The organism is Microbacterium sp. Marseille-Q6648, assembly GCF_943181415.1.
Classification (GTDB): domain Bacteria; phylum Actinomycetota; class Actinomycetes; order Actinomycetales; family Microbacteriaceae; genus Microbacterium.
Genome location: NZ_CALPBZ010000001.1, coordinates 916,980 through 928,993 on the forward strand (window position 1 = coordinate 916,980; position 12,014 = coordinate 928,993).

Here is a 12,014-nt window from a genome sequence, read left to right on the forward strand (position 1 = left end):
CCATGACCGCCGTCAACATCTCCCTCACCCCGCACCCCGGAGTCGACCCGTCGGTCGACCACGAGATCCAGGCGATCGTCCGCGGCGCCTCGACCACCGAGACCTGCAACACCGACCTCGCCGCCGGTCCGTGGGACTTCGACACACGCCCGGGCTATGGCCCCGGCGCATCGATGGGCGATGTGATCCCCACCGGCGCCCCCCGCCAGGGTGAGCTGCCGCGCGAGTACCGCGAGGCCGACGACGCCGAGCTCGACGATCGCATCCGCGCCGCCAAGGCCCTCCTCGGGGACCGGGTCGTCGTGCTGGGTCACTTCTACCAGCGCGAAGAGGTCGTCCGTCACGCTGACTACGTGGGCGACTCCTTCCAGCTCGCCGGCGCCGCGAAAGCACATCCCGAGGCCGAGGCCATCGTGTTCTGCGGCGTGCACTTCATGGCCGAGACCGCCGACCTGCTCTCGCAGCCGGAGCAGGCCGTCATCCTCCCCAACCTGGCCGCGGGATGTTCGATGGCCGACATGGCCGACATCGACCAGGTCGAGGACTGCTGGGAGCAGCTCGAGGAGCTGTACGGCGACATGACCGCCGTGGATGCCGAGGGGAGGGTGCCCGTCATCCCGGTGACGTACATGAACTCCTCCGCGGCGATCAAGGGCTTCGTGGGCCGTCACGGCGGCATCGTGTGCACCTCGTCGAACGCGCGCACCGTCCTGGAATGGGCCTTCGCTCGGGGCCGCAGGGTGCTGTTCTTCCCCGACCAGCACCTCGGCCGCAACACCGCGAAGGCGATGGGCGTGCCCGTGGAGCAGATGCCGATGTGGAACCCGCGACGTCCCCTCGGCGGGGCCGACGAGGATGCGCTGCACGACGCGCGCGTCATCCTGTGGCACGGGTTCTGCTCGGTCCATCGCCGCTTCACCGTCGACCAGATCGCCGCCGCCCGCACCGCGCACCCGGGCGTCCGCGTCATCGTGCACCCGGAGTGCCCGATGGAGGTCGTCGACGCCGCCGACGAAGCGGGCTCGACCGACTACATCCGCCGGGCCATCGAGGGCGCGACCGAACCGACCACGTTCGCGATCGGCACCGAGGTCAACCTCGTGCAGCGGCTGGCGGCGCAGCATCCGCAGCATGAGATCTTCTGCCTCGACCCGGTCGTCTGCCCCTGCTCGACGATGTACCGCATCCACCCCGGATACGTCGCGTGGGTGCTCGAGTCGCTGGTCCGCGGTGAGGTCGTCAACCGCATCACCGTCCCGGCCCATGTCGCCGACCCCGCGCGGGTCGCGCTCGAGCGGATGCTGGCCGCCAAGCCGCCGGCCGGACGACTCGAGCCGGGCGGAGCTCCCGGTCCGGTCGCGACCGCCGCCGGAGCGCCGGCATGACCTCCCCCGCCGCCGTGCACGCCGTGGTCGTCGGCAGCGGCATCGCGGGGCTCACGGTCGCGCTGCACGCCGTAGCGCACGGCTGCCGCGTGACCCTCGTCACCAAGGATGTGCTCGAGCACGCGAACACGCGATACGCGCAGGGCGGGATCGCCGGCGTGATGTTCGACGACGACAGCGTCGCCGATCACGTGCGCGACACCCTCGCGGCGGGCGCCGGTCTCAGCGACCCCGCCGCCGTCGACGTGCTCGTCGGCGAGGGCCCGGAGCGCATCCGCGAGCTGATCGCCCTGGGGGTCGAGTTCGACCGCAGTGCCGGCGGCGACTTCGTGAAGGGGCTCGAAGCCGCCCACTCCTACCCGCGCATCCTGCACGCCGGAGGCGATGCGACCGGGACCGCCATCGAACGGTCGCTCGTGGCACGGCTGCGGGCCAGCGACGCCGACGTGATCGAGCACGCGTTCGTGGTCGACCTCGTCCTGGATGCCGGCCGGGCCGCCGGTGTGGAGCTGCTGGTCGGCGAGCGCGCGGCATCCGGAGCCGACTCGGGTCGCCCGGGCACCCGCCGCACGATCTCCGCCGATGCCGTCGTCCTCGCTTCGGGCGGCGCCGGCGAGCTGTACGCGTTCTCGACCAATCCGACGGTGGCCACCGGCGACGGCATCGCCGCGGCGCTGCGGGCCGGAGCGGCCGTGGCGGACCTGGAGTTCTTCCAGTTCCACCCGACGATCCTGGCCGTCGGGGAGCCCTTCCTGGTGTCGGAGGCCGTCCGCGGCGAAGGCGCGGTGCTCATCGACGACACCGGACGACGGTTCGCGTTCGATGACCATCCCGACGGCGAACTGGCCCCGCGCGACGTCGTCGCGCGCTCGATCGCCCGCGCGATGCAGCGTCAGGGCGGCCGTCCGGTCCGCCTGGACGCGACCGGCCTGCATTCGGCCGATGCCGACGAGCGCGCACGATTCCTGGCCGAGCGGTTCCCCACGATCGACCGCGCGGTGCGCGAGCGCGGATTGGACTGGGCGCGCCGGCCGGTTCCGGTCGCCCCCGCCGCGCACTATCTGATGGGTGGCGTCGCGACCGACCTGTGGGGTCGCTCCAGCATCCCCGGCCTCTACGCCGTCGGCGAGGTCGCGCGCACCGGCGTCCACGGCGCGAATCGGCTCGCGTCGAACTCCCTGCTCGAAGGCGCCGTGTTCGGCGCGCGCGCCGGCGACGTGATCGCCGCCGACGTCCTCTCACGTCACTGGCCGGATGCCGCCACGAGCGCCGCGGCACCGGTCGCGGTGCGGGGCGTGGAAGCGACGGCCGGCGTCGTGCCGTTCTCGCGGAAGGCCCTGCAGCGACTGCTCTGGGAGCACGCCGGCCTCGTCCGCGACGAGGCCGGGCTCGCTCGCGCCGCCGCGCAGCTCGCGCTGTGGCGCTCCACCCGCCGTCGCCCCTCATCCGAGTCCGCGTTCGAGGACGAGAACCTCCTCCTGGTCGCCGAACACCTCGTGGCCGCCGCCCGCGCGCGGACGAGGTCCGCCGGTGCCCACTTCCGACGAGACGACCCCACCGCCATGACGCTCACGAAGGGAGCCGCCTGATGCTCACCCGCACCACCATCGACCGCGTCGTCGCCGTCGCTCTCGACGAGGACGCGCCCTGGGGCGACATCACCGCCGAATCGCTCATCCCCGCCGACGCCCGCGCACACGCCGAGCTGGTCGCCCGCGAAGAGGGCGTCTTCAGCGGCGGCGAGGTGTTCGCCGCCGCGTTCCGCCTCACCGACCCCGCCGTCGAGGTCGACCTCCTCGTGCGCGACGGCGAGCGGTTCACAGTCGGCGACGTCCTCGCGGCGGTCTCGGGACCCGCCCGCGCGGTGCTCACGGCCGAGCGCGTGGGGCTCAATTTCGTGCAGCGCATGTCGGGCATCGCCACACTGACCGCCCGGTACGTCGCCGAGGTCGCCCACACCGGCGCCCGTATCGTCGACACGCGCAAGACGACGCCCGGCCTTCGCGCCTTCGAACGCCACGCCGTCGTGAGCGGCGGGGGGCACAACCACCGTCACTCCCTTTCCGACGCGGTGATGGCCAAGGACAATCACCTCGCCGTCCTGACCGAGCGCGGTCTCTCGGTGACCGCTGCGCTGCAGGGGGCGATCGCCCGCCTGCCGCACACCACCCACGTCGAGGTCGAGGTCGACCGGCTCGATCAGATCGATGCGGTGCTCGCCGCGGGGATCGGCACGATCATGCTCGACAACTTCTCTCTCGAAGACCTCCGCGCCGGCGTCGAGCAGATCGGGGGGCGTGCCATCGTCGAGGCCTCCGGCGGCGTCACGCTGCACACCGTGCGTGCGATCGCCGAGACGGGAGTGGACGTCATCTCGGTGGGGGCGCTCACCCATTCCGCGCCGGCGCTCGATCTCGGACTCGACATCCGTCTCGACGACTCCCGCACACCCGTCGCCCTCTGACCCCCGCCCATGCTGTACCTCGACAACGCCGCGACGACGCCCGTCCGTCCCGAAGTGCTCGAGGCCATGGCCCCCTACCTCGCCCGCACCTTCGGCAATCCCTCCAGCCATCACACGGTCGGCGAGGCCGCGGCGGCCGCCCTCGCGGACGCTCGCGCCCGTGTCGCGCACGTGCTGGGGATGCGTCCGGCCGACATCGTCCTCACCTCGGGCGGCACGGAGTCCAACAATCTCGCCGTGAAGGGCCTCGTCGTCGCCGCCGTCACGGGACCCCGCGCGGTGCGCCCGGGCCACCTCGTCACTTCCCCGATCGAGCACGAATCCGTGCTCGCCTCGGCCGATCACCTCGCCCGCATCCACGGGGTCGACGTCTCGCTCGTGCCGGTGGATCCGGGTGGACGCTGGCATGCGGATGCCGTCGCGGAGGCGATCCGTGCCGACACCGTCCTGGTGAGCTTCGGCTACGCCAACAACGAGATCGGCACCGTGCAGGACGTCGCGGCCATCGCGGCGGCCGTCCGCACGGCCGCCGGGGACCGCCGCATCCCGGTGCACATCGACGCCGTGCAGGCGGCCGGGTGGCTGCCGCTGTCGGCACGGGAGCTCGGCGTGGACGCGATAACCGTCGCCGGCCACAAGATCGGCGCGCCGAAAGGCACCGGCGTGCTGGGAGTGCGCTCCCGCCTTCCGCTGGAGCCCGTCCTGCACGGCGGCGGACAGCAGCAGGGGCGGCGCGGCGGCACGGAGGACGTCGCCGGCGCCGTCGCCCTCGCCACCGCCCTCGAACTGGCCGAGGCCGAGCGGGATGAGGCGAGCCGCCGCGTCGGGGCCTGGCGGGACGCGTTCATCGCCCGGGTGCTCGCCCTCGTTCCCTCGTCTCGTCTCACCGGCGATCCGGTGCATCGTCTCGCGGGCACGGCCAGCTTCACCTTCGCGGGCACGAGCGGCGAAGCCGTCCTGCTCGAGTTGGAGCGACGAGGGGTCGTGTCCTCGAGCGGCTCGGCCTGCGCGGCCGGCAGCGACGAGCCCTCGCACGTCCTCACCGCGCTGGGCATCGACGCCGAAGTCGCCCGGACCGCGGTGCGCTTCACGCTCCCCCGTTCGCTCGCCCAGCCGCTCGACGCCGTCGCGGACGCGGTGGCCGCCTCCGTGGCAGCGGTACGATCGGACGGGTGACCCCGACGCCCGCACCCGTCGTCACGATCATCGTCCCCGGATACGATGTGGGACCCTGGGCGGCGGAGGCCCTCTCCTCCCTCGAGGCGCAGACGCTCCCGACGTGGCGGGCCCTTCTCGTGGACGACGCGTCCACCGACGACACCGGACGCATCTTCGCGGACGCGGCCGCGCGCGACGAGCGCTTCCGCCTCATGCGGCACGACGCGCGCCGCGGCCTCGGCGCCGCGCGCAACACCGCACTCGACCTCGTCGACACGCCGTTCGTCGGATTCCTCGACGCCGACGACCGCATGCGCCCCCGTGCCCTGGAGCGGCTCGTCGACTCCCTGGACGCCTCGGGAAGCGACGTCGCCGTCGGCGCGTACGTCCGACTGCGGCCCGATGGCGCCGGCGGTTACACCCCGGGAACGGTCCAGCCGTGGGTGCGCTCGGCGACCGACCCCGTCCGCACCGGAACCTCGCTGCGGGAGCATCCTCAGGTCGCCGGCAACATCGTGGCGTGGTCGAAGGTGAGCCGCATCGATCTGTGGCGACGGGCGGGCCTGCGCTTCCCCGTCGGCAAGGCCTACGAGGACCAGGTCGTCGCGCAGCTGCTGTACGCCCACGCGCGCGGGATCGACGTCGTCCCCGACGTCGTCGTGGAGTGGCGGGAACGCGCCGACGGCTCGTCCATCACCCAGCACCGCGAGCGGCTTGACGTGCTGAACGACTACCTCGAGGCGCTCGAGGCGGGTATCGGGGTGCTCGACGCTTCCGGCCACACCGCCGCCGCGCGGGCGCGGGTCGACCTGATCCTGGCGATGGACCTGCCGCCGCTGGTCACGATCGCGCGCACGCACCCCGACACCCGGTACCGTCGGGCGCTGGGCGCCTTCGTGCGACGACTCGCGGACCGCGGGGGTGCACCGGACGGCGACGTCGCTCCGGCCCTGCTGTGGTGAGGACCCGATCTCAGGATGCCGCGGACTCCGCCGCCTTCTCCGCCTCGAGGATGCGGCTGGCCGCGAGCTGCTCCGCCGCGAGGTCTGCGTAGAGCCCCCCGGCTGCGAGGAGTTCGGCGTGGGTTCCTGATTCGACGATGCGCCCCGCCTCCACGACGTGGATGATGTCGGCGCCGATGATGGTCGACAGCCGGTGCGCGACCGTGAGGGTCGTGCGGCCGCGGGCGGCGGCATCCAAGGCCTCCTGCACGACGCGTTCCGAGACGGTGTCGAGGGCGGAGGTCGCCTCGTCCAACAGCAGCACCGGCGGGTCCTTCAGCAGCACGCGCGCGATGGCGATCCGCTGCTTCTCCCCGCCCGAGAGCCGGTACCCGCGCTCGCCGACGACGGTGTCGTACCCCCGCTCGAATCCCTCGATGACGTGGTGGATGTTCGCGGCCCGGCACGCGGCGGCGACCTCTTCATCGGTGGCGTCGGGCTTGGCATAGCGGAGGTTCTCGCGGATGGTCGCGTGGAAGAGGTACGTCTCCTGCGACACGATGCCGACGTGATCGACGATGGATTCCTGCCGGAGCCGGCGGACGTCCTCGCCCGCGAAGAGCACCTGTCCCGCCGCGGCTTCGTACATCCGGGGCGTGAGATAGAGCACCGTGGTCTTGCCGGCGCCGGAGGGACCCACGAAGGCGACGTGCTGACCCGGGTCGGCGGTGAAGCTCACCGCGTCGAGGGTCGGGCGGCTGTCGGGTGCGGCATCCGGATATCGGAAGACGACATCACGGAACTCGATCCGCCCGATCGGACCGGGCGCCTGCTCGACCGACAGCGCGTCGGGGGCGTCCTGGATCGCCGGCACCAGGTCGAGGTACTCGAAGATGCGGGCGAACAGCGCGGCGGACGTCTGCAGATCGAGGGCCACGCGCATGAGGCCCATGAGCGGCATGAGGAGCCGGGCCTGCACGGTGGTGAAGGCCACGATCGTGCCCGCCGTGATCTCGGCCGCCCCGCCGGCGACGAGGTACCCCGCGACGAGATAGATGATCGCCGGGACGCTCGCCATCATCACCTGCACCACGGCGAAGAAGCCCTGGCCGCTCATCGCACGGCGCACCTGAAGACGCACCTGGTTGACGTTCTCGTCGCCGTACCGTGCGGATTCGGTGCGCTGCCGGTTGAACGACTTGGACAGCAGGATCCCCGACACGCTCAGCGTCTCCTGGGTGATGGAAGTCAGCTCCGAGAGCGACTCCTGAGTCTCGCCGGCGATGCGGGCGCGGACCTGGCCGACACGTCGCTGCACCACGACGAGGAACGGCATCACGACCACCGCGATGAGGGTCAGGCGCCAGTCGATGATGATCATCGCCACGAGCGAGGCGATCACGGTGACGGCGTTGCCGAGGATGCTCGTGACGGTGTTCGTGAGCACGCCCGATACGCCGCCCACGTCGTTCTGCAGACGCGACTGGATCACCCCGGTCTTGGTGCGGGTGAAGAAGCCGAGCTCCATGGACTGCAGGTGCTCGAACAGGCGCACGCGCAGATCTCCGGTGACGCGATTGCCGACGGTGGCCGTGAGCCAGGTCTGCGCCACACCCACGATCGCCGACAGCAGGAAGAGTCCGATCATCGCCGCCACGAGGGTGGCCAGCAGCGACAGGTCCGGCCGACCGCCGTCGAGCGGGAACAGCGCGTCATCGAACACCCGCTGCACGATGAGCGGCGGGATCACCGCGATCGCGGCACCGGCGATCACCAGGGCTCCGGTGGCGACGATGCGGCCGCGGTACGGACGGAACAGCGCCACCACGCGGCGGCCGAGGTCGGGGATGCGGGGAGCCTGCGCGTTGATGCGCTTCTGCGCCTCGATGTCGACGCCGCGGAAGCCGCCGCCGCCGCCGGGGTGGCCGCCACCTCCGCCGCCGCCCCCGCGCCCCATGCTCATGGAGGCCAAGCCTAGCCACGCGCGGATCGACGGGCTCCGGTTTCACCCGGTCGGGAATGCCCTGTCGGACCCCGTGGTTATCCTGGAGGCTTGCCATCCGGGGGTCCATCCTGCGGTGGCGCCTTCAGACACGCCGAGGAGTACGCATGGCCGCGACCGACACCAGCGCAGCTCCGGCCACCGGCGGCATCCCGGTCCCGCAGGGATCGAAGCTCACCGCCGCCGAGAACCGCGTGATCTGGCTGCTGCTGGCCGCCGCGTTCGTCGCGATCCTCAACGAGACCACGATGGGTGTGGCGATCCCGCACCTCATCACCGATCTCGGCATCACCGCCGTCGCCGCGCAGTGGCTGACGACGGCGTTCATGCTGACGATGGCGATCGTGATCCCGGTCACGGGATTCCTGCTGCGGCGCTTCACGACGCGGCAGATGTTCATCACCGCGATGAGCCTGTTCTCGCTCGGCACCCTCGCGGCACTCCTTGCTCCGGGGTTCGAGCTGCTGGTGGTGGCCCGCGTCATCCAGGCGTCGGGCACCGCGATCATGATGCCGCTGCTCATGACGACGATCATGAACCTCGTGCCGGCCCATTCGCGCGGCCGCATGATGGGGCGCGTCAGCATCGTCATCTCGCTCGCTCCCGCCATCGGCCCGACCCTTTCGGGCTTCCTGCTCGACACCGTCGGCTGGCGCGCGAACTTCGGCGTCGTGCTGCCCATCGCCCTGGTGTCGCTCGCGATCGGAGCCCGCTGGATCCACAACCTCGGCGAGACGACCCGCGCCCCCATCGACGTGCTCTCGGTGATCCTGTCGGCCTTCGGCTTCGGCGGGCTGGTCTACGGCCTCAGCCAGATCGGCGGCGCCTCGGGTCACGGCGGCGGCACCGCGGCCGAAGAGGCGGCGGCCGGGACGACCTCGACGATCGCACTCGTCGTCGCCCTCTCGGTGTCGGTCATCACGCTCGGTCTGTTCGTGTGGCGTCAGCTGCGCCTGCAGAGGGATGACGATGCTCTGCTCGATCTCCGGGTCTTCCGCTCGCGCAACTTCACCCTGTCGATCATCCAGATGACGCTGCTGTCGATCGCCTTCTTCGGCACGATCACCGTCGTGCCCCTCTACATGCAGTACGTCCTCCAGGTGTCCGCTCTCGAGACCGGGTTGGTGGTCCTGCCCGGGGCGCTGGTGATGGGCCTGGCCGGTCCCGTCATCGGTCGCATCTACGACAAGAGAGGCACGCAGGTGCTGCTGATTCCCGGGTCGATCATCGCCTCGGGCATGCTGTGGATCTTCACCACCTTCGACGCGTCGACCACGGTGTGGACGATCGCCATCGCTCAGACCGTGCTGTCGCTGGGACTGGCGATGTCGTTCACGCCCCTGTTCACGGCATCTCTGGCCTCGTTGCAGCCGAAGTTCTACTCCTACGGCTCCGCCATTCTGGGCACCGCGCAGCAGGTGGCCGGCGCCGCGGGCATCGCGCTGCTGATCACGATCTACTCTTCCGTCGCCGCGGATGCCGTCGGCGCCGGACTGGACGAAATCACCGCCGGCGCGGTGGGAACCCGGACCGCGTTCCTCGTGGCGGCATTCGTGTCGCTGCCGCTCATCGTCGGCGCCTTCCTGATCCGCAAGCCCGCTGACGACCAGGGCCCGGTGCCCGCGGCCCACTGAGGCGAGGCCGCCCTGCGTCACTCCGGCAGAGGCTCCCCGCCGGTCTGGCAGCCGGGACAGTACTGGGCGCCCTGACTGGTTCCGGGCACGTCGAGGATCGGGCTGCCGCAGACGCCGCACAGGTCCCCTGCCCGGCCGTGCACGCGCATCGCGGCGACTTTCGCGGCCTTCAGCTCCGCGGGCGGCGTGTCGCGCCGGGCCGCGGTGGCGTCGATGAGCACGGCGCGGACGGTGGCGAACAGACGGTCCTTCTCCTCGTCGGTGAGGGCGGCCGCGTGTGTGAAGGGCGACAGCCTCGCCGTGTGGAGGATCTCGTCCGAGTAGGCGTTTCCGACACCCGAGAAGCTCTCCTGCTCGACCAGGAGCGCCTTGAGGCGTTTGCGTCGGCCGTCCACGGCGCGGGCGAAATCCTCACGCGTGTACGCCGGGCCCATCGGATCCGGCCCCAGCTTGGCGATCGCGGGCACCTGCAGCGGCTCGTCGACCCACGAGAGGCCGAGCGACAGCCACTCCCCCGCATCCGTCAGATCGAGCGCGCTGCCGTCATCGAAAGAGATGGCGGCCACGACCGGCGGGGCGTCGGGGTCCATTGCCGCGGACGCGGGTTCCGGAGCACGCAGACGGGCCCAGCCGGCACGACCGAACGAGACGACGAGACTTCCGCGGTCGATCTCGAGATCGACGTGCTTGCCGTATCGGGACACACCCGTGATGCGGCATCCGGCGATACCCGCAGCGGGGCGCTCGCGGGTCTTCCACACGCGCGCCTCGATGAGATCGATGTCCTGGATGCGCCTGCCGGTGAGCGCGCGATCGAGATCCTCCGCGAGGATCTGGACTTCCGGCGACTCCGGCATGGCGTCAACGGGCGGCCGGTGCGGCCGGCGGGGTCAGCTGCCGCCGCAGCATCCGCCGCCGCAGCACGAGCCGGCGGAGTCGTCCGAGGCCGTGACGAGCAGGTTCTTCTCGTCGGTGACGGGCTGAAGGGGCGTGGTGGAGGATGAGGTCGACATTCCCCCATCGTAACCGCGGAGGCCGACATCGGCACGGAAGCACCGTGCGTCACGTGAGTAGTCGACGACGACGGTCGATGCAACCCCCTCGCCCGGACCGACGCCCGACGTAACGTGGCGAGCGGTGGTCGCCGACCCGCACCGCCCACCCGATGCCCCGGTCGCGGTGATCTGCCACGGAGCATGGACTCTCATCGAGGCGGGAGTGGTGGCCGACCGCACGCTGACGAGCTACCCGAGCCTCAAGACCGATCTGCGCAACGCCGGCGCCACCTGGGTCGACGAAGAGGTCGTGGTGGACGCGGGCCTGGTGTCGAGTCGCACGCCGGATGACCTGCCGGCCTTCAACGACAAGCTCATCGAAGAGGTGGCCGAAGGCGAGCACGCCGGCCAGACGGCATGACCCCGATCGGATGATTAGGCGGGCTTACTTCATTTAGTAAGCCCGCCTTCTCGCTCTACGTTGTGGATGTGGGAAAACTCGTTTATGGCAGCGATTCTCGATCGCTCGACATCGACGACCGCGTCCTGGCGCACCTCCGCGTGGTGTTCATGAACAAGCTGCGGCGACTCGAGCCCTTCATGTTCCACCTTCCCGATCCCCCCGGTGTGCGGTCCCTGTGGGTCCATCCCGCGGTGCCGATCGTCTTCCACTTCTACGGATCTCGAGCCCCACGGCTCAACCGGGCGTGGGTCGACGCGCTCATGCTCGAAGCGGCGGGACCCCACGGACTGCGGATCGTCGCCGAGCCCGACGAGGAGAACGCCGCAGCCTCCGGGTGAGCCCGGCCAGGCCGGACGTGCTCGCCGATGTGCTCAGGTGCATTCCCGGTCGACCGCGTCCGTGATGAGCGTCAGAAAGCGCACGACCTCTTCCATGTCGACCGCGCTCAGGTTGTCGGCGAGACGCCGTACGTGCGCGGTCAACGGGTCGATGTCATCGGCGTCCGCCGAGCGGTCGAGCGGCCGCACGAACTTGCTCCGACCGTCATCCGGATTCCGCTCGAAGACGATCAGACCGCCGGTGCGGAGCCGATCGAGGATCGTCGTCATGGATGCTGTCGAGACGCCGACGTGATCGGCGACCATGGTGGGCGTGACGTCGACACCGGCGTCGGAACTCTCGTAGACGTACCGCATCGCCGCACGAGCGGTCTCGCTCGGCCCGCATTGCGTCTGCCGCCGGCGTGCCAGGCGCGCTTCGGCCAATCTCAGTCGCTCGACCGCCCGGGCCGCCTCGACCGCCGTCGCCTGTTCGCCCACGCGCCACTCCCCTCGACTGCCGAAAGTGTAGGTCGCCCCCTGACTTTCGACCTGCCCCTTGCACTCACATGTCCCGTCGCGCTACGCGGCAGGGCGTGCCCCGATACCGGATTGTCGACGCCGTCGTCTACGCTCAGCAGTGCGGTCATGCAGT

The 12,014-nt window shown here is 71.0% G+C and carries 11 protein-coding genes and 1 pseudogene; 8 read left to right on the plus strand and 4 right to left on the minus strand.

Features of this window, described 5'->3' with window-relative positions; all coding sequences use genetic code 11:
• Positions 1-2: 2 nt before the first annotated feature.
• Genes nadA through NFR93_RS04435 form a run of 5 tightly spaced genes read left to right on the plus strand, consistent with a single transcriptional unit; the run spans position 3 to position 5,969 of the window.
• Positions 3-1,385 carry a quinolinate synthase NadA gene (gene nadA / locus NFR93_RS04415; RefSeq protein WP_251450345.1) on the plus strand — a complete coding sequence of 461 codons (1,383 nt, stop codon included), beginning with the start codon at positions 3-5 and terminating at the stop codon, positions 1,383-1,385.
• Positions 1,382-2,974: an L-aspartate oxidase gene (gene nadB, locus NFR93_RS04420; RefSeq protein ID WP_251450347.1), complete on the plus strand. Its 1,593-nt coding sequence runs from the start codon at positions 1,382-1,384 to the stop codon at positions 2,972-2,974. Before nadA ends, nadB begins: the two co-directional genes overlap by 4 nt.
• The gene (nadC, locus tag NFR93_RS04425) at positions 2,974-3,849 is read left to right on the plus strand and encodes a carboxylating nicotinate-nucleotide diphosphorylase (protein WP_251450349.1); all 876 of its coding nucleotides are present in this window, start codon (positions 2,974-2,976) and stop codon (positions 3,847-3,849) included. The genes nadB and nadC overlap by 1 nt, the downstream gene beginning before the upstream one ends.
• Positions 3,850-3,858: 9 nt before the next feature.
• Positions 3,859-5,025 carry a cysteine desulfurase family protein gene (locus NFR93_RS04430; protein ID WP_251450351.1) on the plus strand — a complete coding sequence of 389 codons (1,167 nt, stop codon included), beginning with the start codon at positions 3,859-3,861 and terminating at the stop codon, positions 5,023-5,025.
• On the plus strand, positions 5,022-5,969 hold the full coding sequence (locus NFR93_RS04435; protein ID WP_251450353.1) for a glycosyltransferase family 2 protein: 948 nt from the start codon (positions 5,022-5,024) through the stop codon (positions 5,967-5,969). The genes NFR93_RS04430 and NFR93_RS04435 overlap by 4 nt, the downstream gene beginning before the upstream one ends.
• Positions 5,970-5,979: 10 nt before the next feature.
• Here NFR93_RS04435 and NFR93_RS04440 read toward each other — a convergent pair whose 3' ends face one another.
• Positions 5,980-7,905 (minus strand): ABC transporter ATP-binding protein, encoded by a 1,926-nt coding sequence (locus tag NFR93_RS04440; RefSeq protein ID WP_502846272.1) that lies wholly within the window; start codon positions 7,903-7,905, stop codon positions 5,980-5,982.
• 152 nt (positions 7,906-8,057) lie between these two features.
• Between NFR93_RS04440 and NFR93_RS04445 the strand changes: the two genes are divergently transcribed.
• A complete protein-coding gene (locus NFR93_RS04445) occupies positions 8,058-9,584 on the plus strand; it encodes an MDR family MFS transporter (protein ID WP_251450357.1) in 1,527 nt (508 codons plus the stop codon).
• Between the two features lie 17 nt (positions 9,585-9,601).
• Here the strand turns inward: NFR93_RS04445 and NFR93_RS04450 are convergent, their stop codons facing one another.
• Together NFR93_RS04450 and NFR93_RS15965 are read right to left on the minus strand one after the other, a co-directional pair.
• Positions 9,602-10,441, minus strand: a complete 840-nt coding sequence (locus NFR93_RS04450) for a DNA-formamidopyrimidine glycosylase family protein (RefSeq protein ID WP_251450359.1) — start codon at positions 10,439-10,441, stop codon at positions 9,602-9,604.
• Between the two features lie 33 nt (positions 10,442-10,474).
• A complete protein-coding gene (locus NFR93_RS15965) occupies positions 10,475-10,597 on the minus strand; it encodes a hypothetical protein (protein ID WP_285814537.1) in 123 nt (40 codons plus the stop codon).
• Positions 10,598-10,754: 157 nt separating this feature from the next.
• Here NFR93_RS15965 and NFR93_RS04455 point away from each other — a divergent pair.
• Positions 10,755-11,000: pseudogene (locus tag NFR93_RS04455) on the plus strand (DJ-1/PfpI family protein); the annotation flags it as partial.
• Positions 11,001-11,068: 68 nt separating this feature from the next.
• On the plus strand, positions 11,069-11,380 hold the full coding sequence (locus NFR93_RS04460; protein WP_251450361.1) for a DUF7882 family protein: 312 nt from the start codon (positions 11,069-11,071) through the stop codon (positions 11,378-11,380).
• 33 nt (positions 11,381-11,413) lie between these two features.
• Here the strand turns inward: NFR93_RS04460 and NFR93_RS04465 are convergent, their stop codons facing one another.
• Positions 11,414-11,860, minus strand: a complete 447-nt coding sequence (locus NFR93_RS04465) for a MarR family winged helix-turn-helix transcriptional regulator (protein WP_251450363.1) — start codon at positions 11,858-11,860, stop codon at positions 11,414-11,416.
• Positions 11,861-12,014: the final 154 nt, after the last annotated feature.